Consider the following 26,277-nt stretch of genomic DNA (forward strand, 5'->3'; position numbering starts at 1 on the left):
AGTTTAAGCGTAAATTATTAATCGGGTATTAATGCCTGTATTTTTAGGTCGACAACGAATTTTCTGTTGAAGCTCGGCTCGGGACTTAGCCAGCTGTTTAAACCCAAGGCAAAGCCACGATTTAAGATAAGGGGTCTGACGTCTTTGGATTGTAAAATCAATCTTAAACGCAAATCAGCATCGTATCCGACGTATAGTTCACATATTTGTTTTAAAAGCTTTCCATTGCTGGAATTCAACGGCAAAAACGATTCAAACAACGACCACGACAAAGGGCCCAGGGTAATCAGAACCCCTGCCGCCTGATCCCAAGACTTTCGGCCCAAAATCATGGATTGACCTAATGCATGATATCGACTACCCAGCAAGCTCAGCTCATCGGCCTTTGGCTGCCGCCATTGCCCTTGGAACAGGTCCAAGGTGGTTGGAACCTGGAAGTAGCTGTTTAACAGGCATAATAGGCCGGCTGCCGAATGGGGGCGGCGCCATAATAAATCGTTATAGGTGAAAAAGACGCGCTGACTGGCGGCATCATCCATAAATCGGTCAGGGTTTTGGATGCCAGCCAACTGCAACAGCGTTTTGCCCAAAGGATGTTTCTCAGGCTTTACTGATGATAAACCGATGCGGTATTTTTTGCGAAAACGAAACCAAAGGCTAGCCAGGCGATGATTAAAAATGTCTAAGAAATCGCGAAAGGCAAAATCCTTTTGGCGGTTACGCTGCAATACAAGTTCGGTATAGGGGGTGGGCAGGGGGCCCTGGATGCCTGCCAAACTTAGAAAATTCACCCACAAGGTTGTTTTTAGACCTGGCTTTTGGTGAAGTTTGTGCAGCTCCGCTGATGGATTCGCCAGGCTGACATGGGATTTAATCTCAAACGCCTCGGCGTTTGGGTCACTTCCTTCCCCAATGGGTGTGGTCTGCTGCTGGCTTTCTAAAATGGCAACAGCCTGATCAAATTCAAACTCAAAGACTTGTTTTGAAAGGGCGTCCGCTACAGCTGGATTTTGGCGCCAGGTAATAATTGCCATCTCATCCACTCCTTCGCAAAATTTTTGTGTTGTCCAGCTAAGTGACTATCCGTTTTTAAGACCAACTCCACAAAGGATGTCAGCCCAACGTTCAGGGCGAAATAATGTCTTAAAACGGACGCCAGCAAAAAACAAGTATGGCCGGTTTGAATGGATGGTTTCAAACTTAAGCTAACCTCCAACCCCTCCACAAAGCCACGCCATGCCTCTTTGCCAAACCGGCGCGTTACCTTTTGGGTGTGGATCGCCATGATCTCGTCAACCTCGTGCTGATGGGCGGCATAGGCAGGACCCGCGTACAGCTTTAAAGCTTCCTTTAAAAGTTCCAGAGATTTTCCTTCTTCGCTAAGGCCCAAATGATTGACGGACAACTGGGAAACTAATCGCCATAATGATTCTCCATCGGTTGGAGGATCCACCTGCAAGACCGGCTTATTAAGGCAAACAATTTGAGTCAGGGGGGCGACCTCTTCGATCTGAAGCTGCGCATTATAAGGCAGCTGTTCCGCCAAGAAACGGTTGGTACATAAAGTCTCGGCGTAAATAATATGATGCGCAGGCGTTACCGGATTAAATTTCAAATCAACAAATGAAATTTGCATGTCACTGCCCGGGACATCACGCAGCTCCGCTGGAATGCGTTTGATCAACCAGTACAGCCCATGATCGTCATGATTGGTTTGATGGTTAAACGAAAAATAAGGCGTTAAGGTCTGGGACGACGCCTCGCCCTCTATGGTTGCAATAACTTTTTGGATGCTGTGAATTTGGGTGGTTTTATCGCGCCGTTGATCAGGGATCAGGGGGTAGTCAACTTTGCGGCGCGTCAGCCGAAGCGGCTCGGTCGTTTTGTGGAACAGGTTGATGATCGGCGTACACCCCAAGAGAAAATTTTGCGCGCTGACGTTTTTTTGTAAAAAGGGTTCAACCGTGGCAAAAGGAAACAAAATGTCGATCGTTTGGCAAGTGGGGTCAATTTTCCCCGATGTGGCCAAATGCTGAATTTTGAAAAACAAAAACTTCTCGGGCAGGTGGAAATATTCCTGCAACAATTGATAGGCATGTGTGGTCTGGCTTGTCACGGGCAGGCCCATTTCTTCGCGACTGAAGCCCACAGGTTGTAAACTGTCAACGGGTAAGACGCTGGCCCTTTTTTGATCACCCGATATAAACACCCGCGGGTTCGTTTGCCCGAACAGACTTTGGTAGAGGCCCAAGGTCAAAACCCGCTCACCGCCCAGGTGAAAGGTCAGATCATCAGGGGTTAAGTCTTGCCAGCTGAGCCCGCCGTCAATTTGCACCGTGAGTTTCAAAAACCAAGGCGCCGCCGCCCTTTCAGAAAGATCATCCAACACATACGATTCTTTGGGGACAAAACTGACGCTTTGGACGGTGATGGGCCAAAGGGTTAAGGGGTAGACCGTTTGAAACCGGCACGTGACCCCCTGTTCGGTGTAGGTGAACAAAGGCGTGGATTTTTTAAAGGTGTAGCCGACGGTTTGCTTGGCCTTGGACAAGTCGGGTTGAAACTGAGCGATGGCCATGGTGGGCAGGGGGTTGACCAGGTGGGGGTAAAGAACGCCCAACAAAGTGCTGGCCAATTCCGGGAATCGGTCATCAATTTCCTGGCTAAGCCGGGCCGTCATGAAGGCGAAGGATTCCAACAGCCGTTCGGTATGAGGGTCGGGCGACACCGCATCGCTGATTTCCAACCGGCGGGCGATTTTGGGGTATTGCTTGGCAAACGCCTGGCCCGCATTGCGCAAGTAGCGCAGTTCGTTATTGTAATAATTTAAGAAGCGCGTGCGGGCCGATTGGAACACTAAGAATGCCAAATTACATATAATTTTAATTAAATTAAACTATATATTAGCGCGAAAAGCTAGTGCTGATTGGTATGATCCTCTGACACAAACCCAGTAACTGCATTGTAGAAGTAGAAAAACAAGGCAGCTGATGGATTGCTACTAGTAAAAGGGCACTCCCGTGCTTCTCCGCTGAGCCTGTGTTGGGCATCTTGATCCCCAAGCTTCGCTCGTTCTTCAAGGTAAGCATCTCCTGATGCATCATCAAAACCAAGGCTACTCCATTGAATATACATATTGCCATGAGGATCTCTAAGGAAAATATGCTTTGATGCCGCCTGATTAAGCCGCGTTTGAGCATGTTGGTCACCGTTTCTTGCGCGTTCTTCAAGATAAGCCCTGCCCGTTACATCATTAAATCCAAGACTTCCAGTCAGTATCGCACAATTAAGTGCTTCTTGTGCGTTCTGGTCGTTATAGTCCCCTATCCGTTCATCAAGGTAAGCACGTCCTGTTACATCATTAAATCCAAGTTGTTTAGACGAAGCTGCCCAGTTGATCTGCCGTTGTGCGGATTGGTCAGCATGATCTTTTATCCGTTCTTCAAGGTAGGCACGGCCTGTCACTGCATTAAATCCAAGGTTGGAATTATGCTGAGAAAAATAAGCTGCCTGATTGAGCTGTTGTTGTGCGTGTTGGTCACCTTGGCTTGCACGTGCTTCAAGGTAAGAACGTCCTGATACATCATCAAATCCAAGAAATTTAGACGACGCTGCATGATTGAGCTGTTGTTGTGCGGATTGGTCATCTTGGCCTGCACGCTCTTCAAGGTAGGCACGGCCTGTCAGTGCATTAAATCCAAGGTTGGTGGAATTATGCTGACAAAAACAAGCCGTCTGATAGAGCTGTTGTTGTGCGTTTTGGTCATTATGGTCCCGTACCCGTTCTTCAAGGTAAGCACGTCCTGATATATCATCAAATCCAAGAAATTTAGACGACGCTGCGTGATTGAGCTGTTGTTGTGCCTCTTGGTCAGCGTGGTCTCGTACGCGCGCTTCAAGATAGGCACGACCTGATACATCATCAAAAATATTAGCAAAACCACAGGGTCGACTACCAAAGCCTGCCGCACGAGTAAACCTCCATTCTGCTTCAGAATTTACCGTTGCGCCGGCCTGTTCCAACGAATGCAAACCCTCAGCGTAACGTTCCGCCGCCATTAACAGATACCCCTGAAGGGCTTTTGCAAATATAGGTGTGTAGCTGATATTGATACGCCCCATAAGATCATCATCATTGATAAGTCCCTGTCGATTCACAAACAAATTATGAAAATTACGATGTACATAGCGAGAGACAAGAACAGAGGTTCTCAAAGCCTCAACGTTTCTCTCGTCATGTTCTCGAATATATTGACTATTTAATTTTGACGCATGGATTTGCCTTATGACCTTCCAAACAAAGAAACTTCGATAGTTTTTCCTCGTTGACGACGCAAACGCGATGGAATCTTTCATAGAAATCATCTGGAATATAATTGATCCCAAGTCACAATGCATAACACGGTGCATGATACCATTTATTCCAGCTTTGACGTTCCTTACCGACGTTCTCTTCTCAAGGTTGATAAGCTCGTCTTTGGCCAGGCGAAGAGTGTCGTGTCTGTGATTCAAAAACGCCTCAAAGGTGGGGCGTAAGGAGGCAAAGACCTCTTTTCTTTCATGAGTTTGGGCATGGCTGATAATGCTCGGTATAAGCTCTTGGAAATCCCTTTTCGTATCGCTCCAGGCGTCATGAAATTCATCATCATTCATGGCCTTCATCACCATCGCATCAATCGCCAGCACGGCGGCCATGTGACCGTTGAACCGTGCATCCGTTTGCAAACGGGTGGTTGTTTGGGCGCGGTCATAGCCTAAATAACGGTCATTCAGCATGTTGCGCTGGCCCATAAACCGGTGGCGGGTGCGGGTAATCGAATGAATAATCAGCAGCTCTTCCTCTGGTGTGGCCGAGCGTTGCGAAAGGCCATACTTCCCGCCTATGGTAGCGGAAATCTCATCCGTGATTTTTTTAAACCCAGCATAATTGCCGGCAATGTCTGCCTTGTCCCTCTCGTCCTATAGCTGTTCAAGCCAGGCTAGGGCAGCCATGGAGGCGGGTTTTTGGTAAACAACTTGGGTCTCAATCGCCGCATCTGTAGCCACGGCCGTGTGGCTAAGTATTGAAAACAAAAATGCCCCAAGGAAGCCAAACAATCTAAAATTCATTGTATATTGGGTCTGCAGTAATGAAAACCATATGATTTATATATAAGCTGGAGCGTGGACTTTCAAGTTTTTCCCCGCCGCATTTTGTCATCCCATTAAAGGCGGGGTTCATGCAGGGTTAAACATAATGATAGATTCTCCTCCGCCCTCAATAGGGTGACAAAGGGGGGGTAAAAGGCAAAAACCACAACATCATTTAGGCATGCTAGGTTCCGCGTCTAATCCAAAGCACCTGCCTGTGCAATCCTCATAAGGGATAAATCTCTTCTGGCATCTGGACTTCCCAAATCAGCTGCCTCTCTCATAATTTCGATAGCTTGGATATTTTTTTGTGCTATGCCATCAGTTCCATTAAAAAGCATGATGGCGTACTTATAAAGTAGAATGGGTAGATTTTTCTTGCCTATTTCAAACCCTAAGTTAAAAGCATCTTTATATACCTCTATGGCTTTAGGAACGTCCCTTTTTATCCCAGATGTTCTATTTTCAAAAAGAGAAAGTGCATAATTATGTAATGCAGCAGGAATTCCACGTTTTGCTGTGTTAATTATCATATCGGGAATGGCTTTCTTCTTCAGAATAAGCTTTGTCTGACGATAGGTTTCTTCCATTGCTGAGTCAGGAATAATAGCGCCGCGTTGTTTGAGTAGTTTGGCTAACTGTGGGTTCATTATGGGGAGGCTTAGGTAAAAACGCCTTGGTCCTATTCCTCTTACACGATACCCTTGTTCTGGCAAACAATCGTGATAAATGTATTCCACAATTATCTCTTTTGAACCGAGATCGAATTTAGAACGAATTTCATCGGAAGGAGAAATGGCTCTTTCAGAAGAAGAAAAAATACTGCTTACATGGTTGGATCGTGATAAATCATGATTGATTTCTTTTCTAATAGCATCCTCCGCATCTGGAAATCTTGCGTTCTCCTCCTCCGTTAACGTCACAGGATAGGCAAAGACATCCACGTTATGCACTGTCCACCCTTTATAGATTCCTCCCGATGGAACCACCTCATTATAAACCTTTACCAAACTCATCTTCGGGGCGAAAATGTTGAACACGTCATTGGCCAGGCGCATGGTATTGCGTCGGGTCCCCAAAAATGCCTCAAAGGCTGGGCGCAAGTGAGCAAAGACCTCTTTTCTTTCATGAGTTTGGGCATGACTAATAATGCCCGGTATAAGCTGCCCAGGATCCTTTTTCGTATCGCTCCAGGCGTCATGAAATTCATCATCGTTCACGGCCTTCATCACCATCGCATCAATCGCCAATACGGCGGCCATGTGGCTGTTGAACCGTGCATCCGTTTGCAAACGGATGGTTGTTTGGGCGCGGTCATAGCCTAAATAACGGTCATTCAGCATGTTGCGCTGGCCCATAAACCGGTGGCGGGTGCGGGTGATAGAATAAATAATCAGCAGCTCCTCCTCTGGCGTGGCTGACCGCTCCGAAAGACCATATTTTCCACCTATGGTGGCGGAGATCTCATCCGTGATTTTTTTGAACCCATCAAAATTACCGGCAATGTCTGCCTGATCCCGTTCGTCCTCTAACTGTTCAAGCCAGGCCAGGGCGGCCATCGATAAAGGCTTTTGATACACAACTGTGGTATCAACCATCGCATCACCAGCTGTGGCCATTAAAGGGCTGCTCATTGAAAACAAAAAGGAAACAAGGAAGACAAACAATCTAAAATTCATTGTGTATTATATCTGTGATAATAAAAACCATGTGTCTTATATATAAGCAGGTGCAGTCACGTTCAACCTTTATATGAATGAACCAAAAAAATAAGTGCACAAAATCCGCCAAAACGTTTATAAGTAAAGCATGCAAAAAGAGACATCCACCAACATAACTCCGATTGATTTCGAACAGGCGTTACATGAACGATACCTGGCGTATGCGCTGTCGACCATTATGTCGCGGTCATTGCCCGACGTGCGCGATGGGTTAAAGCCGGTTCATCGGCGTTTGATTTACGCCATGCAGCAGCTGCGCCTGAATCCGACAACGGGGTTTAAGAAATGCGCCCGCGTGGTGGGTGACGTCATGGGTAAGTTTCACCCCCATGGGGATGCCGCCATTTACGGGGCGTTGGTGCGCTTGGCTCAGGATTTCTCGGTCCGGTATCCGCTGATCGAAGGGCAGGGGAACTTTGGTAATATTGATGGCGACGGTCCGGCGGCCATGCGGTATACCGAGGCGCGGCTTAGCCAGGTGGCCATGACCCTGATGGAGGGGTTAGAGGAGAACGCGGTTGATTTTCGCCCAACCTATGATGGCGAGGGGGAGGAACCAATTGTTTTCCCCGCGGCCTTTCCTAATTTATTGGCCAATGGAGCCACAGGCATTGCGGTTGGAATGGCCACGTCTATTCCGCCCCATAACCTGGATGAAATTTGCCAGGCTTTGACCTTGTTAATTGATCAGCCAGAGGCGTCTATTGAACAGATTTTGGCCGTTATGCCGGGGCCTGACTTTCCAACGGGTGGTATCCTTACAGAAAATGCCGACATCCTTTTAAAAGCTTATGAGACGGGGCGGGGCAGCTTCCGTGTTCGGGCTCGGTTTGAGGTGGAGGAGATTAAGGGCGGCGGTTACCGTATTGTCATCACAGAGGTTCCGTATCAGGTTGAGAAATCAAAGCTGATCGAGAAGATTGCGAATCTTTTGAACGAGAAAAAATTACCCTTTTTGGACGATGTTATTGACGAGTCAGCCGATGACATTCGCCTGGTTTTGCAACCCAAAAGCCGCAACGTTGAGCCGAATGTGTTGATGGAATCGTTATTCCGCCTGACCGATTTAGAAGTGCGCATCCCTTTAAACATGAATGCGCTTGATGGGCACAATGTGCCGCGGGTGATGTCGTTAAAAGAGGTGTTGCAGGCCTTTTTGGATCATCGTTTTGTGGTGCAAGAAAGGCGCAGCCGCCATCGATTGGAGCAGATTGCCAGCCGTTTAGAAATTTTGGCAGGGTACCTGGTTGTTTATTTGAATCTGGATGAAGTGATTCAAATTATTCGCGATGAAGATGACCCCAAGGCCGTTTTGCAGGAACGCTTTAGCCTGACGCCGAATCAGGTCGAGGCTATCTTGAACATGCGATTGCGAAGCTTACGTAAATTGCAAGAAATTGAAATTCGCCAAGAGTTCGACGGTTTGGAGAAAGAAAAAAAATCGTTAGAACAATTGCTGTCCAGTCTGAAGTTGCAATGGAAACAGATTCATAAAGAAATACAAGGTTTGCGCAAAACCTTTGGTCAGGAAACTGTTTTGGGGCGTCGGCGTACCACGATTATGAGTGCACCCGACCCTGTCGTTGTTCCCTTGGTTGATACCATAGAGGTTGAAGACGTCACCGTTGTTTTTTCTGCCAAAAGTTGGCTTCGAAGCGTCAAAGGGCACGTCCAGACGACGCCTTTAACCTATAAAGAAGGCGATGCGGAACGATTTGTTCTGACGGCGCAAACCATTGATAAGTTGGTTCTTTTTGCCAGTAATGGTCGTTTTTATACGATTGGCGTGGATAAAATTCCCCGTACCCGCGGCCATGGAGAGCCCATTCGTTTGCTGGTTGATTTGGCCAATACGGATGAGATATTAGGGGCCTTTATTGTAAAGCCAAGCAACCCAGATCAGAAATTCCTGATTGCGGCCAGTGATGGGCGTGGCTTTGTGATTAAGGCTTTGGATACCCTGGCTCAAACGAAATTGGGCAAACAGGTACTGACCCCGGCCGAAGGGGCTGTTCCAAAGTTTTGCTTGCCGGTGACAGGCGATCACGTGGCGGTTGTTGGGCAAAATCGCAAACTGTTGATTTTCTCTGTCGCTGAATTACCCGTTATGAACCGGGGGCGTGGGGTAACGTTACAAAAGTATAAAGATGGCGGCATAAGCGATTTAACCCTGTTTACAACTGAACAAGGCCTAAAGTGGAGCCGGGCAGGAAAGGTGACAACGCTGACTGATATGCGCCCCTGGCAAGGCAAACGGGCATCCTCTGGCCGCTTAGCACCCATCAGCTTTCCTCGGTCAAATACCTTTGAGGAATAATATTGTTAGAGTGAATATGTTCTTAACATTAACGAATAAAAAAATGAAATCGCTTTTTAAAATATCTGTGTCGTTAGTTGTTTTATATGCGACCTGCATTACATCGTTCGCATCAGCAACATCCAATCGCACAAAAGTGAACATAATACCATTAGGCTCATATGCGTCTTCAAGAATAGTGACAACTTCGAACGCGGACTCTTCTATGGCTGATTTATCTGTTAACCTAAAGGCAATTCTTTTTGACGAGATTCAACCCGCAGTTCAAATCCTCCATGAGGAGCTAAGACCTTTAAGTGTGAAATACAAAATTGTAGAGACTAAGAATGATGCGGGTTGGAGTGACTATATTAGAGAAGCCCATCAACTTGCTAAGGCCTCCGAGGCTGAATGGCAACCGCTTGTAGACCGTAATCCTCTTATACCTGTTTCCTTGGAAGAAATTGATGCTGCATATAAAAGGGTGACTAGAAGTCTTTCTACAACAGAAAAACATAAAAGTAATCCTCGATTTTTCCTGGTTCTAGGTGTCGATGCACTAAAGCTAACGCAGTCTCCCGCTGCTGAAAATGCTGTGATCCAAGCAGCCAGTCAGGGGAATTTTTTGGAGTCTTCATCATCAGATTACATGCCTTACACAGACTATATATATGATCAAACTCAAGGTCCAAGGGTATCGCTAGCATCTTTGGCAGCCTTAATCGTCCGGGATTATTGCATGAGAAGCACACCTACTGATAAAACACCTAAGCAACCCCTATTGGAGGATAATTTAGCTTCATTCAAACTTGAGTCTGGTGCGGTTTTGGAGAATGGATATTTAAAGCCTGCTCTTTTGAACGATCATGATCAGGAGACTTTTGCTACAAGGCTAGAAACTGCCGGGCCGGGTGATTTGAGAATTCTTGCTCAACCTGGGTACTCAGAAGATGGAAAGAATATTTTACAAGTTCTCAATTTCGCCCCTGCTTATCAAGGTTTTCATCCGCCAGCTTCAGGATCGGCTGGCCACAGGATTTGTAAATTTCTTGTTCCTCCGCAATATCGGGCTACTGCCCAACTTGCCGTTATGAAGGCGGTTAAAACTGGTCGACGTATTCCACTTCATTTAACGCTTATTGGGCAAGGTGCATTCAAGAACCCAAGTGATGTGATGAAAAAGGCATTGAAGGACGTATACGATACTGTTCAAGGATATGATGTTGATGTTTACATTCATGTATTTTCAAAAAGCGGCTTGGATAAATTGCAACCAAACTTACCTTCTGAGATTGGCACTTTGACGGTCTCCTCTAATAAAGATTTTGATATGTTTGCACCAGGAAAACCCTTTGATCCCTACATTTTTTATACTATGAGCTCTTCCTTTTGAAAACCGGTTGTTTTGTGGTGTTTTTATCAAAAGTTTTTTAGCTTTGACATGACATTTCTATTTTGGTTTATAGAACACATTTTCTGAATACATAATTTTAAGTGAGGGTACACATGAAGAAGATAACACGATATTGTTTACTGACCTGTGCTTTTGTGTTGATGAGCCATACTTGTATGGCAGCAGCGTCATCATCTGCGGCCGCTGAAATGCCGGCATCGGCAGTGTCCGATGATGCTGGAAGGCCTCGTCGTCCTGCGTGTTTATGTCCTATAACATCAAAAGTGATGAGAGATCCGGTTGTGGCATCAGATGGTCACACATACGAAAGAGCGGCTATTGTGAAGCTTATAGGGAGCTCTAGGGATCCCAAAAGCCCGTTGACGGGGTTACCGTTCACGAGCAAAGACGTGTTTGATAATCTAGCCTTAAAAAGAATAATTGAGGAATTCAACCCTCGCATACAGGGAGAACCCTCTGCACTTGAGCCTTTGAGAACCAGTCCATCAGCAGCAGCCGTAGAAAATGGAAAGGGGGAAAAGGATGAAGAAAAAGCCAAGATATCAGTCGTTACCCATAGACCCATCCCCGCGATTGCCCATGGTTATGAAGAAGTTTATCAACGGCTATTGAAGGGTCAGTTGGTTTATCGCCCAAATAAGGGGAGTGATATTGGGATGATCGTGCTGCCGTTTGCCTCTTTAGAGAACCCGTTAGACGGAACCTTTAATTTATCGCAATGCGGTGATGCTGGGCAGTATTTGAGCATCGCGACGGGATATCGCCAGGGAAAGAAGGCAGAGAACGCCAACAAGGTAGAAATATGGATAGCTCCCCGTTTTGTGATAGATATGGCGCCTGCGACAACAGCGGGTCACTTCAAAAGCATCATACGGGAATGGCCTGTCAGGGCTCCTATTGGACTTTTTTGGACATGGGGTGGCGCTGATAGCTTAAATATTATGGATTATTCTGTTTTTAATAGTTTTGAACAATTAGCGAGTGAGACTTTAAATGAAAAACACAAAGTCGCCAACTCTACCCACGAGACCACGGGTGAGAGCCTTTTGCACTCCCTTGTATATTCGTGGCGTTGTCCAAAAGAGGAGATATTCGGTCATTTTCAAGTTTCGTTTTGAAATTTGAATAAGGACTAAAATCGATAATTTACCCGAGCTGTGGACATAGCTGGGCACCCGGTATCCAACTGCCGGGCAGAGCAGCGTTTGAACAGACTCCTCAAACGCTTTAACTGACGGGATGATAGAGCTTACGAATTATTTCGATATGGGGTCCTTGGGCACATGAGTTTGAACGGACAGGTTTTTTTTTCAAAAGACTGCAAACCACTTTATCAAGCCCCTTTTTACAAGATACTAAGTGAATCACTTTGATGTCTGGAAATTCATCAGGAGTGCTGCATAAGTGATTTGACCCTGTTTACAACTGAACAAGGGCTGAAGTGGAGCCGGGCAGGAAAGGTGACAACGCTGACTGATATGCACCCCTGGCAAGGAAAACGGGCATCCTCTGGCCGCTTAGCACCCATCAGCTTTCCCCGGTCAAATACCTTTGAGGGATAGAGCCATCCAGTGATCCCCATTCAAAGGATTTCCCAAGATTTCATCTGAATGGGGTATGGAGGAGATCAACGTTATAAAAGGACTACATCTTTTTAGCCGTGTCCATTTGTTGCTTATCCATATTTTCCTTATTCATCATCATTTTATCGTCGGTCATCTTATCCATATTTTCCTTATCCATCATCATTTCTTTCTCGTTCTTGTCTTCTTTATTCTTGTTCATGTTTTTGTCATTCATATCCATTTTCTTGTTTTGCATATCACCACTCGCAAAGATAGTACCCGTTGAAAAAGTAGCGATCGCTGCAATTGCTGCAAAAAGAATTGTTTTATTCATGATAAAGCTCCTTTAAAAAATAGTATTAATAGAGAACAATTTTTTAATTAACAACTTCAAAAATAGTTTTATTTAGTTAAAAGTTCGTTAATAAGAATAAAAATTGCAAAAATATCAAGAAGTCATTTGAATAAATAGTATTGTTTTTTGCCCTTAAAAAGGAGATTATAAAAATATAACCCTTTTAATTGTTATTAATCCGTATGAACAATGCTTTTTTAATTTTGTTTTGTTGTGACTGCTTAATTTCTCATTAAGTCCTAAAATAAAGTTTAAAAATACGGAGTTTTCCTATGTCTATCAAAACCCTTGCCGGCTGGGTTGCCGGTCTTATTGCTGTTATTGTTCTGGGATTTTATTTCTTTCACCAATCCAAGGCCATCCCTTCCCATAAACCCATCATCGTCATTTCGCAAATTATTGATCACAATACCTTGAACACGGTTCATAAAGGATTGATCGATGGACTAAAGGAACAGGGCTATATTGACGGCCAAACCGTTGAAATCTTTTACGAAAATGCCCACGGAAATTATACGTTGTCCAAGCAAATTGCTGACAAATTTATTTCCTTGAAGCCATCCGTGATGGTCGGTTTATCAACGCAGTCGGCCCAAAGTTTCCTAAATGCCAGCCTTAGCAAAAATATTCCTTTGGTGTTTTCGGCGGTGACGGATCCAGTTGCAGCCAAGTTGTCGGGGCCAACGGTCACGGGCATCAGTGATTTTATGCCGGCAGAACCTCAACTTAACCTGTTTTTAAAGCTGTTACCAAATTTGAAAAAACTGGGCGTCATATACAACCCCAGCGAAATCAATTCTGTCAGTTTCATTGAAAAGTTCGAACAAGTTGCCCTTAAAAAAGGGATCATCCTGGTACGTGCCGCTTTAAATTCCACAGCCGAAGCCACAGCCGTCACAGCAAGTTTAGTCGGGAAAGTTGATGCCATTTATTTTCCCAATGATAATACAGCCATGGCCGCGGTTAAGGCGATTGTGACAGTAGGCCTAAAACATCATCTGCCTGTTTTTGCCAATGATACAGCATCGGTGGAGCAGGGGGCAGTTGCGGCTGTTGCCTATGATCGTTACGAGATGGGAAAAATGACGGCCCTTATGGTTGTGAAAATCTTAAAAGGCGAAAGTCCATCAGAGATCCCTGTCATTTATGATGCAGCCACTCAGATTGTTACGAACAAGGAAAGCCTTAAAAATTTGAGTTTACCTGGCTCATAAGAATTCTTGGCCATTATCTTTCCTCGTGGTGTTAAAGAGTTGCACCTACGAGGAAAGATTTTTATAGGGGGCTTAATTTTTAGTCATTACTTCTTATGTTTTTCTTGGCCACCTTTTCCCTGTCGTGAGCTATGAGGCGCAGAACCACCCTTGTGGGCCATTTCAACATAACCTTCATGTCCTAAATCCTTCGCTCGAGTTTCACCACCTTTATGTCCCATTTCAACGTAACCTTCGTGACCTAACTGCTCAGCTCTAGTCTCACCACCCTTGTGGCCTCTTTCTGACATGCCTTCGTGTCCAGCCTTTCCTGCACTGGCATGCCCGCCTTTGCTAGCAATTTCTTGCACCTTTTCATGAGGCATAGAAGCAAATCCTTTAGCAGCATTGCCTGTTTTGTTATTATCTTGATTAGATTTATTTGTTGCCATGATCTTTCTCCTTATTGCTTTATAGCTTACTTAAAAGACAGCGACTTATAATTAACTTTGAATCCAGATTCTTGGGTTCAAAATACGGCACATAAAAGAGATAAACATATTCTTAAAAACTAGCTTTTTCAGATCTTGTTATTTAGATGAATAATCCCTTCTAATCATCACCTCTTTTACTAGCTTCTCACTATTAAGACTGTCTGACCATATTCTGTTAAGGGATTTTATATGGTCTTTCTTATATATAAACAATAGGCGTAATAAAGAATAGTTTAATCTATCTGATTTTTAACATAATGGAGTTTAAAAATTTATTTTTTTCAATTGAAATAAGAATTGATAGGTGCAAAAGGGTTATTTTTATCCGCTTTCCATATGATAGAAACCCGACTGAATTTGGACCGGCAGTATTAAGCCACCAGACTCAATCGTACAATGCAAATATATTAAACGGGATTCGTCAGGAAAGGTTTTTTGGATGACTTCTGGATCCAACTTATCCTTTACGTCCCCAGCAAGCCCTCAAATCGTACCCACGTGTAAATGGCCATAGTTTCTGTCAACACTACTTCTTCACCCACCTACCTCGAAAAATCTTGGCACCCTGGGGTTTGTTGACCTGCTGAGGGCGACCAATTGCCAGGGCATCAGATGGCACGTCCTTGGTAATTGTGCTGCCCGCTGCAATCAGGACCCCATCTCCAATGGTTAAGGGGGCAACCAGACAGGTATTCCCCCCCACCATTACATTCGCGCCAATAGTTGTTTTAAACTTTTCAAACCCGTTATAATTGCACGTTACCGTGCCCGCGCCCACGTTGGTGTCCGCACCGATGGTTGCGTCCCCAATATACGACAAATGCTTGGCCTTAACATTTGGGCCTAACTGCGACCCCTTCACCTCAACAAAATTCCCAAGCTGTGTGCCATGCTGAAGAAACGTTCCCCCCCGGCAATGGGCAAACGGGCCGATGATCACATCAGGCTCAGCAGAAGTGTTTTCCAAATGGCAAAACGGCAAAACGGTTACGTTATGGGCCAACTGAACGCCTGGGCCAAACGTCGCAAAGGGCCCGATACAACTATCTTGACCAATTTTGGTATCGAAACTTAAGAAAATAGTTTCTGGTTGCCGCAACGTTACGCCCTGATCCATCAATTGGTGGCGCCAGCGCTGCTGCAACAACTGCTCCGCCAGACTTAAATCTTGGCGGGTATTGACACCCTGAAATTCATCAGCATCCGCGGTGATCATGGCCAAAGGGTGGCCCTTTTGATGAGCCAACTTTACAATATCGGTCAGGTAATATTCATGGTTGGCGTTCTGGGGTTCAATCTGGGGCAAAAGAGCACGCAGGGCTGAGGCCTTGATTTTGTAAACCCCACTGTTGGCCCAGGGCAGGGCGCGTTGATCATCTGTGGCATCCTTATACTCAACAATCTGAGTCGGGCGGCCGTGCTCATCGCAAACAACCCGTCCATATGTGTCGTTGACATTGCGAACAGGCATGGCAATCAGGTTAACGTCTGCAGTTAGATCATTCAGGACTTTCAACGTCTGGACCTGTAAAAGCGGTGTATCGCCACAGATAATCATCACTTCCTGGGTGTCGGCGTTAAGGTAAGGCAGAGCAACCTTTACCGCATCGGCCGTCCCCTTGGGGGTTTCTTGTGCCACTATGGTGACGCCCTGAAACACCGCATGATCCTTTAAGCCAGGTGACGTGACCACAAGAATTTGATCAGGGTTCAGCCCCCGCGCCGCATCAAGAACGTGCTGAATAACCGGATTACCGCCCAAGGGATGCAAAACCTTTGGCAACGTTGACTTCATCCGTTTGCTTTGACCGGCGGCTAAGATAATGACTGAAACCACGAAAAGTCTTTCTCTTGTAAGGAAGTGATTTTAAACTTAAGGCAATCTTCACCAAACTTGGGTTTAAAATGCAAGACTTTCGTTATGAAACCGACTCCATGGGGCAAATTTCTGTTTTGAATGACCATTACTGGGGGGCGCAAACTCAGCGGTCGATGAAGTATTTCCATATTGGTGAAGAAAAAATGCCAATGGCTGTAATTTTGGCGTTGGTGACCATCAAGAAAGCGGCAGCCATGACCAACAGGGATCTTGGCATTCTTGAACCACAGTTGGCGGGGTCTATCGTCACCGTTTGTGATGAATTGTTAACGGGCAAGTGGGATCACCAATTTCCCCTAAAAGTCTGGCAAACAGGGTCGGGGACCCAGACAAATATGAATGTTAACGAGGTGATCGCCAATCGGGCCAACGAACTGCTGGGGCAACCACTGGGCACCAAGCATCCCATCCACCCCAATGATCACGTCAATTCCGGCCAGTCATCAAACGATTGCTTTCCGACCGCCATGCACATGGCCGCGGTACAGGCGCTGACTGGGCGGTTGTTGCCGGCTTTAAAACAGTTTCAAAAGGAGCTTGAGGAGAAAGCCGACGCTTTTAAAGACACCGTCAAGGTTGGCCGAACGCACCTGCAGGACGCAGTGCCCATGACGGTGGGCCAAGAATTCGGGGCCTTTGCCTATCAAATAGAAATGTCCATCGAACGACTGCAGGATTGTCTGAAATATTTATACCCCCTGGCCCAAGGTGGAACGGCGGTCGGAACAGGCATGAATTGCCCCCCCGGTTTTGTTGAAAAGTTCATTCATTATATTCGGGAATTCACAGAGTTTCCTTTTACCAGTGCCCCCAATAAGTTCGAGGCGCTGGCGAGTCACGATGCATTGGTTAACCTATCGGGGGCCTTGAATACACTGGCTGCCAGCTGTATGAAAATCGCCAACGATATTCGTTGGTTGGCATCAGGTCCCCGATGTGGTCTTGGCGAGTTGCACTTGCCGGAAAATGAACCGGGCTCCTCCATCATGCCGGGCAAAGTAAACCCCACCCAGGCGGAAACGATGACTATGGTGTGTTGTCAGGTAATGGGGAACCACACCACCATAACGGTGGCCGGCAGTCAGGGGCATTTCCAGTTGAACGTGTTTAAACCAGTGATTATTTATAACCTGCTGCAGTCGATGCAATTGTTGGGCGATGTTTGCGAAAGCTTTACCGAACATTGCTTGCAGGGGCTGACTGTGAATCAAAGTCAGCTTGACCGTAATCTTGAACGATCTTTAATGGGGGCCGCGGCCCTAAATCCTCTTATCGGCTATGATCAGGCCGCCAAGGTGGCGCAGGCGGCCTTTGTTGAAAATAAAACCTTAGAACAAGTGGTGGTTGAAAAAGGCATTATGACGGCAGAGGATTTTCGGGCTTTACGAAAGGTTTGATAATGAATCAACATCCCTTGACACCCACATCGGATTTTAGGCAGCATCAAGCCTTTGGAATACCGAAATTTCCGGTGTCTTCTTAGCTGTACGTAAAATGGTAATACTCAAACCAATAACGGTTAGTGCACAAACGGTCATCAGATAATATGCCACGGCATCTATCCCGCCAGCATTCTCAATTAACCACATCGCTAAAATTGGCGCCACGCCTCCAAAAGAAACCGACGTAAAATTCCAACAAAAAGCAACACTTGTGGCTCTGATATTGGTTGGGAACGACTCTGCCACCAAGGGGTTAAGCGTTCCTTCGGTCATGCCAATCAATGCACCAAGGGCCATAGACATCAATAGAATATATTCTGCGGCACCAAATTTTAACGCTGCAATAAATGGGTATGCTGCAAGTAGGATTCCTACTGCTCCAAATAAAATGATGTAACGCTTGTTTATTTTATCGGACAAATAACCAAATATAACAGTAGCAATGGTGTAACTAATTAAGGTGGATATATTGAATTTTCCAGCTGTATAGCTATCAAAATGTAAGAAGTCCATCATCATGGTTTTGCCGTATATAAACACCACAAAAAATGAAACTTGCGTCGTTAAGAATATGGCAAACAATCCAGCCAAAGTTGCTTTGTGATTTTTAAACATTTCAAATAATGGATTAGCGACCAAATCGTTGCTCTGTTTAACCGCGATAAAATCTTTAGTTTCCAGTAAATTCCTTCGCATATAAAACGCTACTATGCTGCCAATAACACTAATGAAAAATGGTATGCGCCAACCATATGAATACAGAGTTTCCTCCGTAACTAAAGACTCAACTAAAAATATTGTGCAAGCACTCAAGACCAAACCCGTGCCTACGCCAGTTAGGGCAATGGAACCAAAAAAACCACGTTTATTCTCTGGCACTGATTCGTATAAATAAACACATGACGCTCCAAATTCGCCACCCAATGCAACACCTTGCAATATACGCAAGGTTATAAGTAAGACTGGTGCGGCAATGCCAATGTGCTCATAAGTGGGCAACAAGCCCATACACGTGGTAGGAATAGACATCAGTAGCATGGTCATGGAAAGCGTTTTCTTCCTACTATATCGATCACCCAAATAGCCGAATATTATACCTCCGATTGGTCTTGCTGCTAAGCCAATGGCAAAGGTCGCAAAAGTCATAACCATTGCAACAAAATGGTTATCCAGAGGAAAGAAAAGCTTGCTTATTACTGTAGCAAAATACGCATATAATGTGTATTCGTACCATTCTAAGACATTGCCGATTGAGGAAGAAAGTACGGATTTTAACGAATTACTATTCACAAAAACTCCATTAACTAAATAATCATTTGTGAGACTTTAATAGCGCTTTTGGTGGTACCCAGCAAGAGCAAAAGTAATAGTGTAAGTTATTTTATGGCTAGCTTTCTCCATCACCCACCCGTTGCGCAAGGGCAGCCTCAAGAAAGATATCAATGTCGCCGTCCAACACGCCGTGGGCGTTGCCCCGTTCAACGCCAGTTCGGTTGTCCTTGACCATTTGATAGGGTTGCAAGACATACGATCGAATCTGGTGACCCCAACCAATCTCTGTTTTATAGGCAGTTTGGGCGCTCAGCTTTTCTTCGCGTTTTCTAAGTTCTAATTCGTAAAGACGGGCCTTTAACATATCCATCGCTTGGGCACGATTACGATGTTGCGATCGATCGTTTTGGCATTGCACCACGATATTAGTTGGCAAATGGGTGATCCGAATGGCGCTTTCGGTTTTGTTGACGTGCTGCCCACCAGCACCCGAGGCGCGATAGGTATCGATGCGCAAATCTTTTTCTTCAACCTCTATGTTTATGGATTGATCAATAACCGGGTAAACCCAAACCGAGGCAAAGCTGGTATGGCGACGGGCGTTGGCATCAAAGGGCGAAATACGAACCAACCGGTGGACACCACTTTCGGTTTTCAACCAGCCATAGGCCTGGTGGCCCATCACTTTGAATGTAATGGATTTAACGCCGGCTTCATCGCCGGAATTTTCGTCCATGATTTCCAATTTATATTTGCGAGTTTCTGCCCAGCGGCTGTACATCCGTCCCAAGATTTGGGCCCAATCCTGAGCCTCGGTCCCGCCAGCGCCGGCATTAATTTCGATGAAGCAGTCATTCGTATCGGCCTCACCCGACAGCAAGGTTTCCAGTTGCAACCGTTGGGCCTGTTGAACAAGGATGCCAAGGGTGTCTTCGGCTTCTTTTAGCAGATCCAATTCCCCCTCTGCCTCTGCTAACTCTATCATTTCCAAGCTGTTTTGAAGGGATATTTCCAGATTTTGGATACGTTGAATGGAATGATGAAGCGCCTCGCGCTCCTTTAGTATTTTTTGTGCATTCGCCTGGTTGTCCCATAAATCAGGGGATTCGGCTTGTTTGTTTAAGCCATCAAATGTTGCAAGGGCGTTATCCCAGTCAAAGATGCCTCCGTAACAGGGCTAGGGATTGATTGATGATTTTGGCTTGGGCTTCGATTTCGGCGCGCATACAAAAAATTTCTTGCTAGGTGATTGGGGAATAATTATTGATAACCGAGAATCATTTTAAAATTCAAGCGATCATTGATTCTTTTATAGATTTTGGGTTTATAATCATTCGATAAAATACGCTCATTTAAGGTCTGTCATCAGTATGTTCCCTTACGGTCTTATCATTTTAACTTTTTTATCCCTTTCACCAGTCAATTCTATGAATGGTGGTGAGCCATGTGCAAAGAATGAACAATTGCAGCTAGGCCCGACAACCCAAAGGAATCTGCTGCAGATGGATTCATTGAATCATGAACATAACAGCAAGAAAATGTTACGTTTGTACGCAGCAGCTGGTTCCTTAAAAATAAATTATGTTAATCTTGATGGAATGTTTTTATTATTCCAGGAAAGCTGGCTTGGCAACCTTCTGGCTAAGGCGTTTGGATCGTCAAAACTTTGAACAAAGTGCCCATCGCGCTGGGCGCAACCAGCCGAGCAACCGCTGTTTTTAGGGCCATCGCCTCATAAGGGGGCGCTTGTTGACAAAGGGCCATTAGCCTTTGTTCCAGGCCCAGTTGTAAAAGAAAATCCCGTTGGGTGGTGAGGTGTGTCTTTAAGATGGGATCAACCTGACGTTTTAAAGCACCAAAATCAACGGCATGAGACAAGTCTTGATGCCCTATGTTCTCAAAGGGGGAGGTGGGTCGATGCTGATGAAGGGCTTGCAACGTATCGCCATGGATATGTCCAACGTCCGTATCATCACCGTAATCAATCATCACGGCAGCACCCCTTGAAGTTTTTAGGCGTTGGTTGATAGCTTGCATGTAAACATCATAGTCAGGGCATGATTGACGAATGGGGACATCCTTTGGCCCCAGGAAATCTAGGTTGCCGTCCACAAAACCCACCTGGCGTGTTTGCCAGTGTTCATCGATCCATACATACTGCTCAATCGGTAAGGCATCAAAAAATTCATTGGCGATAATGAATGTAACATCCGAGGGGGAAGTGTCCTCTAACGTTTGGACCCATTCAACTGGATGACCTGCCAGTTTTTGACGTTGAATATTTTTTAAAGCCGGGCTGATCTCAATCAGGTAAACTTTTAATAAGTCGTAAAATTTTGGAAATCTTTGAAATACCCGTAACATGTCGGCCATTAAAGTGCCACGCCCAGGGCCCAATTCAATTAAGGCGATGGAGGAGGGAGGAGTCGGTAGTTTCGCAAAATAATTGAGGTGCCAAATAGCCAAAAGTTCCCCAAAAATCTGCGTCATTTCAGGCGCTGTGGTATAATCCCCAGCGGCTCCAAAGACGGGATGGGTCATGTAGTACCCATTGAGGGGGTGGTAAAGGGCGTGTTCGATAAACTGCTTGACTGTTAGGGGTCTAGTCGACAAATCCTTTAAGAATGCCTTTTCATTGATAGACAAGACGAATCTTTCTGGCACCTGCTATCGGTTTCCTAAATCATCGCTGCAATACGTGGGGCTGTTATGCTCCCAACTTTTTTTACCTAGATAACTCTGTAAGTTTTCATTCTGGGCGCGCAGGTCGTTTCCTGTGTTGCCTGTCAAAACCAACAAGCTGTCCATACCAACCTGCTTGGCCCCTATGATATCCGTCTCGATCGTATCGCCAATCATTAAAATTTCTTCGGGTTTAATGCCGCTAAGATTGGCCATAATCTGGTGATAAATAAAAGGAGATGGTTTACCAATAAGCGTAACTTGCCCCCCTTGTTCAATGATTTTATCAGCAAAGCTGCCGGCGCATTTTCGAATTTGGTCGCCGAACATGGCAATCTTGTCAGGGTTTGCACACAAAACAGGGATCCCCTGTTCAATAATTTTCTCAATTATCTGTTGATGGGGTGATTCGTCCTCACCAGGATTCAAAAAGGCCGTCAAAAGAACCACATCAGCCAGTTCGACTTTGCCGACTTGGTTCAGGTCTAACCCAGCGTCGATATCCACATTACGCTCAGCGCCCCAATGAAAAACTCTTTGTCCTGCATAAGTTGTCGTTAATAATGTGCGCGTCACATCACCAGAGGTTAGAACGTCAAAGGATTTTGTAATGCCCAATCTTTTTAATGTTTCACGGGTTTGGGTGCCAGGTCGGGGCATGTTTGATAAAAAGATTACCCTTTGATTATAATCAAGAGCATTAATGGATTCTATGGCATGGGGGAATGCTTCAATACCATTATGAACCACCCCCACCACGTCAAATAACAAAACCTTGTAGTTTTGGGTAATGTTTAAAAAGTTTGTGATTTTTTCAGTCATACAGGGCCTTTAAAAGGATTTATAATAAGCAAAGGCTAGCAATCCTAAACCGAACGCAACCCTGTAAATCATAAACGGCTTAAAGCTGTGACGTTTCAGGAAAGACAAAAGGCTGTGGATAACGACAAATCCTATGACAGCGGTGATGACAACCGCTTGACCAACAGCGGCCCAATCCAAAACGATGCCTTGTTTAAACACATCATAACCCGTCAGGGTCACGGCCCCAAGCACAGTCGGAATCGACAGCAAGAAAGAAAAACGGGTGGCCTCAATGCGTCCCAGGCCCATACATCGTGCTGCTGTAATACAGGTCCCCGACCGACTGGCCCCAGGGATAAAAGCCAAAGCTTGGGCGCTGCCAATAACCATCGCTTTAAGATACGTCAATTTTTGAGGTCGGCGGTGTTGATGGATATCAGCCAAATACAACAGAATACCAAAAATAATGCTGCTTATTCCCATGATAAGAAGCGGATTAAAGGGGGGAATTTTGCCTTTTATGAAATAGCCAATGACGATGGCTGGTATGGTCGCGATAATCAGCAACAGGGTCAACTGACCATCAGGATCATGAGGGAAAGAACGCCAATTCCTGACCTTTAAAAGTCCCAACGTCACCTTGATCATGCTGAGAACTTCGTGCCGAAAATAAACCACAATCGACAATAATGTTCCCAGATGCAAGGCCACCTCCCATTCTAAACGAGACGCTGGCTGATTCCATAAAAGATTAATTAAAGTTAGGTGCGCACTTGAACTAACGGGGAGAAACTCACTTATACCCTGTATGATACAGAGAGTAAGGATATAGACGTTCATAAAGGTGCACCCATCTGAGGCGTGATTTTAATATCAATACCAAACCTGGGGGCGGGGTGCACCTAGTATTTTTAGAATGAGAGGAAGTTACCTCCTGAATGATAGTAGATTATGTTCTGGATAGTGAGGATCAAAATAATTTGTCGCATCATCCCAATAGCCGTCAAGTTCGAAGTGTGCCTCATCCATCATTTCTCCACAAAAACCGAATTTATACCAACGGTTTCGAACCTCAACTTTTCGTCTCGCGTGGGGATCGTAAATTTTTATTCTCGAAGGAACAACTGAAATTGCTCCATGGTCATAGGCTAATTTAAACACCTCATTATGCTCATCAAAAGCAATTAGGGACCCATCGCTGTATCTTGCTAAATTAGTCGGAATCCCATCCTCTCCCCATTCAAGAGGGCTGTGAACTGTAATGCCAATTGTCAGTTGGGGCTTATTGTTCTCCAGCCTTTTAACCCTAATCATCATTCCACCTTTGTGAACCCAATTGTGTTGTTGATTGCTTTGCTTTATTCCCCAAAAACCTAGGTCAATTAACTTTTTTGCCAAGTCTCCATCGTCCATTGATCCGTTATAGTGTGTGCAGCTAATCAAACCGGTTAAGTCATCGACTTGGTTCAAAAGTCCTTCAATAAACCCGTAACCATAGGCGATTTTTTTCAAAGTGGGGTTGGTACTAACATAGGGATTGGAAAGGTGCCAACGAACTAACATGTTTTGGTACTTTTGCAAATCAAATAGGGCAAATTCAGCAACTTCATCATTACAAAACTCCGCATAACAAAAGGCCGAAATCACCTTTTCAAGCTTTTGAAGCAAATAAGTAGTTGGTCGTCCCCCGGTTTGCCTAATCATTGCCAATTCTTGATTGCAAAGTTTAATGTTCATACGACCCTGAGAAGATGGACCATGGTTTTGTGTGTAACGACCGGTTCCCAATTTTGATAAATCATAAAAATAGTCAGCATCGTCAGTTCTTCCAAGGTTTCTAAAATAAGTACCTATAGCTGCGGCAACATCCGCCCAATAACATTCATGCCCTTGCGCATTGTCGATAGCTGTTAATGCTGCTTGGTAGGCAGGATGTTTTTTGGAATAGTCCTCAATCTTTGTATGGATTTCACTTTCTATTTCTTGAATCATACTTGTACGTTTTTCTTCAGCTTCTCTCCATTTTCTTTGTTCTGCTTCCTTTTGTGCGGGAGTCTTAGCGGCTTCCCTTTGGAGGCTCCTTGCGCAAAATCTTTTTGCCTCTTCTATGTGTTGTTCATATGTCAATATGGGCTCGTCTGGATGGCGGGCATTGAGGCAATCGTTTCTTATGTCTCTATTTTTCTGGGCATTTTTTAAGTTTATAAGAACTAAAGTTTTATTACGTTCACTCTTTGCGGTCTCATCCTGATACGTACCAGCAAAACTGACGGAGTAAGTGCCAAGGGCAAGAGCCGCCATGGGCAGGTAATTAAAGAAAGATTTTAACAGCATTTAAATAATCCTATTTGGGTTTAAGTATCGCCTGAATTTAAAGTTACTTTGGAGGTTCAGAAAATCAGGAAAAGATACGTATGTAGTGTTTGGTGCACCCAATTTTTTTTTTAGAGTGCACCTAGTATTTTTAGAATGAGAGGACACTATTTGGCGAATAGGTGTGATAAAGAGAATTTATAATGTTACTCCAACCGCCTGGTAATTCAAAATGTGCAAGGTCCATCATATCCCCCATAAAACGGGGTTGGTGCCACCTTACGCGTGCTTCATACAATCTTCTTGAGGGGACAACGAAAATAGCACCATTGTCATAGGCTAATTTAAACACTTCGTTATGTTCATCAAAAGCAATTAGTGATCCATCGCTGTATTTTGCTAAATTAGTGGGGATCCCATCCTTTCCCCACTTAAGAGGGCTGTGAACTGTGATGCCGATTGTCAATTGGGCATCATTGTATCCCCATTTTTTAACCCTGATCATCAGTCCATCTTGTCTTACCCAATTGTGGTGCTGGTCATCTTGCCATATGCCATAAAACCCAAGGTCAATTAATCGTTTTGCCAAATCACCATTGTCCCGTGCACCATTGTAATGCGTTGATTTTAGCAGACGGCCTAAAGAAGCGGATTGCTTTAAAATTTTGTTAACAAATCCGTAACCATAGGCAATCTTTTGCAAAGTAGGGTTTGCACTCACATAAGGGGTAGAGAGGTGCCAACGAATAATATGGTCCCTTTGTTGTCTTAAGCCGGGTAAGGCAAAGTCGGCGACTTCATCGTTGCAATGACCCGCATCACAAAAAGCCCTGATCGCTTTTTCAAGTTTTTGAAACAAAGATGTGGTTGGTCGCTCACGTTTTGCCAGAATTGTTCCCAATTCCTGATTGTAAAGCTCAATACACATACGACCCTGGGAAGACGGAGCATAATTTTGCGTGTATCGACCAACGCCCTGGTTTGCTAAGTCATAAAAGTAGTTGGCTTCATGGATTCTTTTTTGCGCCCGGAAATGGTTTCCCACTTCTTCAGCGAAATCGGCCCAGTATTGAAACTCTTTCGATTTCAATATCTCATCTAATTTTTGTTTGTCAGTAGTATTAATTTTGCGAAAGGTTTTAATCTTTGCCAGAATACCATCCTCTATTTCATCGGTCCATTTTCTTTCTTTTTCTTCACGTTCTTCCTCTATCCTATTCTCTTCTGCTTTTTGTGCAGGGGTTTTGGCAGCTTCCTCTTCCCTGTCGATTCTTCGCATTTGTTTTGCTAGGTACTTGTGTTGTGCATCTGTGATTTGAGGTTCATTTGGATCATCATAATTATCGCAAGCGTTCATAATTTCGACCTCTCGCTCGGCGTCTGCGAAGCTAAAGGGAACCAAAGCTTTATTTTGTTCCCGGTCCATCGCATCATCATCAACATCAGAAGCAAAACTGGCAGAGTAAGTGCCCAAGACAAAGGCCGCCAAAGGTAGATAATTAAAGAAAAATTTTATTAACATTAGGTAATCCTATTTGGGTTTAAGTGTCGGCTGAATTTAAAGTTACTTTGAAAGTTCAGAAAATCAGGAAAAGATACGTATGTAGTGTTTGGTGCACCCAATTTTTTTTTAGAGTGCACCTAGGGCGTGTCATCAATTGAATAAGTCATAGATTTCTGTTTTAATTGAGAAAAATTTTACGAGGTTTTTTTCGGT

The 26,277-nt window shown here is 44.8% G+C and carries 20 protein-coding genes; 6 read left to right on the top strand and 14 right to left on the bottom strand.

The genetic code is table 11. The features are described 5' to 3' along the window. Positions 1–17 precede the first annotated feature (17 nt). From tssG to EQU50_RS06800, 4 genes are all read right to left on the bottom strand, one after another. Entirely contained in the window at positions 18–1,034 is a 1,017-nt protein-coding gene (gene tssG / locus EQU50_RS06785; RefSeq protein WP_130154374.1) for a type VI secretion system baseplate subunit TssG, read from the bottom strand. Then, positions 998–2,857: a type VI secretion system baseplate subunit TssF gene (gene tssF, locus EQU50_RS06790; RefSeq protein WP_165380382.1), complete on the bottom strand. Its 1,860-nt coding sequence runs from the start codon at positions 2,855–2,857 to the stop codon at positions 998–1,000. Before tssF ends, tssG begins: the two co-directional genes overlap by 37 nt. 59 nt (positions 2,858–2,916) lie before the next feature. Beyond that, positions 2,917–4,776 (bottom strand): hypothetical protein, encoded by a 1,860-nt coding sequence (locus EQU50_RS08685; RefSeq protein ID WP_130154376.1) that lies wholly within the window; start codon positions 4,774–4,776, stop codon positions 2,917–2,919. Between the two features lie 551 nt (positions 4,777–5,327). Further along, entirely contained in the window at positions 5,328–6,749 is a 1,422-nt protein-coding gene (locus EQU50_RS06800; protein WP_130154377.1) for an SEL1-like repeat protein, read from the bottom strand. A 190-nt stretch (positions 6,750–6,939) separates the two neighbouring features. On the opposite strand from EQU50_RS06800, the gene parC reads away from it, so the two are divergent. The 3 genes from parC to EQU50_RS06815 all read left to right on the top strand — a co-directional run bounded on the left by parC (position 6,940) and on the right by EQU50_RS06815 (position 11,679). Further along, on the top strand, positions 6,940–9,168 hold the full coding sequence (gene parC, locus EQU50_RS06805; protein ID WP_130154378.1) for a DNA topoisomerase IV subunit A: 2,229 nt from the start codon (positions 6,940–6,942) through the stop codon (positions 9,166–9,168). 43 nt (positions 9,169–9,211) lie between these two features. Further along, on the top strand, positions 9,212–10,540 hold the full coding sequence (locus EQU50_RS06810; protein WP_130154379.1) for a hypothetical protein: 1,329 nt from the start codon (positions 9,212–9,214) through the stop codon (positions 10,538–10,540). Positions 10,541–10,653: 113 nt separating this feature from the next. Beyond that, positions 10,654–11,679 carry a U-box domain-containing protein gene (locus EQU50_RS06815; RefSeq protein WP_130154380.1) on the top strand — a complete coding sequence of 342 codons (1,026 nt, stop codon included), beginning with the start codon at positions 10,654–10,656 and terminating at the stop codon, positions 11,677–11,679. Between the two features lie 526 nt (positions 11,680–12,205). Here the strand turns inward: EQU50_RS06815 and EQU50_RS06820 are convergent. Further along, positions 12,206–12,460 carry a hypothetical protein gene (locus EQU50_RS06820; RefSeq protein ID WP_130154381.1) on the bottom strand — a complete coding sequence of 85 codons (255 nt, stop codon included), beginning with the start codon at positions 12,458–12,460 and terminating at the stop codon, positions 12,206–12,208. Between the two features lie 293 nt (positions 12,461–12,753). Between EQU50_RS06820 and EQU50_RS06825 the strand changes: the two genes are divergently transcribed. Then, entirely contained in the window at positions 12,754–13,695 is a 942-nt protein-coding gene (locus tag EQU50_RS06825; protein WP_130154382.1) for an ABC transporter substrate-binding protein, read from the top strand. 86 nt (positions 13,696–13,781) lie between these two features. On the opposite strand, the gene EQU50_RS06830 is transcribed toward EQU50_RS06825, so the two are convergent. Beyond that, positions 13,782–14,126 carry a KGG domain-containing protein gene (locus tag EQU50_RS06830; protein ID WP_207216331.1) on the bottom strand — a complete coding sequence of 115 codons (345 nt, stop codon included), beginning with the start codon at positions 14,124–14,126 and terminating at the stop codon, positions 13,782–13,784. A 568-nt stretch (positions 14,127–14,694) separates the two neighbouring features. Next, positions 14,695–16,005 (bottom strand): bifunctional UDP-N-acetylglucosamine diphosphorylase/glucosamine-1-phosphate N-acetyltransferase GlmU, encoded by a 1,311-nt coding sequence (glmU, locus tag EQU50_RS06835; protein ID WP_130154383.1) that lies wholly within the window; start codon positions 16,003–16,005, stop codon positions 14,695–14,697. A 68-nt stretch (positions 16,006–16,073) separates the two neighbouring features. On the opposite strand from glmU, the gene fumC reads away from it, so the two are divergent. Then, positions 16,074–17,444: a class II fumarate hydratase gene (fumC, locus tag EQU50_RS06840; RefSeq protein WP_130154384.1), complete on the top strand. Its 1,371-nt coding sequence runs from the start codon at positions 16,074–16,076 to the stop codon at positions 17,442–17,444. Between the two features lie 36 nt (positions 17,445–17,480). On the opposite strand, the gene EQU50_RS06845 is transcribed toward fumC, so the two are convergent. Continuing rightward, a complete protein-coding gene (locus EQU50_RS06845; protein WP_130154385.1) occupies positions 17,481–18,779 on the bottom strand; it encodes an MFS transporter in 1,299 nt (432 codons plus the stop codon). Positions 18,780–18,876: 97 nt separating this feature from the next. Further along, positions 18,877–19,987, bottom strand: a protein-coding gene (gene prfB, locus EQU50_RS06850) for a peptide chain release factor 2 (RefSeq protein WP_130154386.1) whose coding sequence is annotated in 2 segments (ribosomal slippage) — positions 18,877–19,917 and positions 19,919–19,987 — 1,110 coding nt in all. Because the reading frame shifts where the segments join, the coding sequence is not laid out codon by codon here. Between the two features lie 144 nt (positions 19,988–20,131). Here prfB and EQU50_RS06855 point away from each other — a divergent pair. Next, a complete protein-coding gene (locus tag EQU50_RS06855) occupies positions 20,132–20,431 on the top strand; it encodes a hypothetical protein (protein WP_130154387.1) in 300 nt (99 codons plus the stop codon). Here the strand turns inward: EQU50_RS06855 and EQU50_RS06860 are convergent. The 5 genes from EQU50_RS06860 to EQU50_RS06880 form a co-directional block, all read right to left on the bottom strand. Continuing rightward, positions 20,403–21,425 carry a class I SAM-dependent methyltransferase gene (locus EQU50_RS06860; protein ID WP_130154388.1) on the bottom strand — a complete coding sequence of 341 codons (1,023 nt, stop codon included), beginning with the start codon at positions 21,423–21,425 and terminating at the stop codon, positions 20,403–20,405. The two genes, EQU50_RS06855 and EQU50_RS06860, sit on opposite strands and share 29 nt — an antisense overlap. A 3-nt stretch (positions 21,426–21,428) precedes the next feature. Beyond that, complete coding sequence (locus tag EQU50_RS06865) at positions 21,429–22,265, bottom strand: TIGR01459 family HAD-type hydrolase (RefSeq protein WP_130154389.1); 837 nt, start codon at positions 22,263–22,265, stop codon at positions 21,429–21,431. A gap of 9 nt (positions 22,266–22,274) precedes the next feature. Beyond that, a complete protein-coding gene (locus EQU50_RS06870; protein ID WP_130154390.1) occupies positions 22,275–23,087 on the bottom strand; it encodes an undecaprenyl-diphosphate phosphatase in 813 nt (270 codons plus the stop codon). 87 nt (positions 23,088–23,174) lie between these two features. Further along, entirely contained in the window at positions 23,175–24,581 is a 1,407-nt protein-coding gene (locus EQU50_RS06875) for a hypothetical protein (protein WP_130154391.1), read from the bottom strand. Positions 24,582–24,711: 130 nt separating this feature from the next. Then, positions 24,712–26,082: a hypothetical protein gene (locus tag EQU50_RS06880; RefSeq protein ID WP_130154392.1), complete on the bottom strand. Its 1,371-nt coding sequence runs from the start codon at positions 26,080–26,082 to the stop codon at positions 24,712–24,714. Positions 26,083–26,277: the final 195 nt, after the last annotated feature.

Origin of the sequence: Candidatus Finniella inopinata (assembly GCF_004210305.1) — a bacterium.
Taxonomy (GTDB): Bacteria; Pseudomonadota; Alphaproteobacteria; order Paracaedibacterales; family CAIULA01; genus Finniella; species Finniella inopinata_A.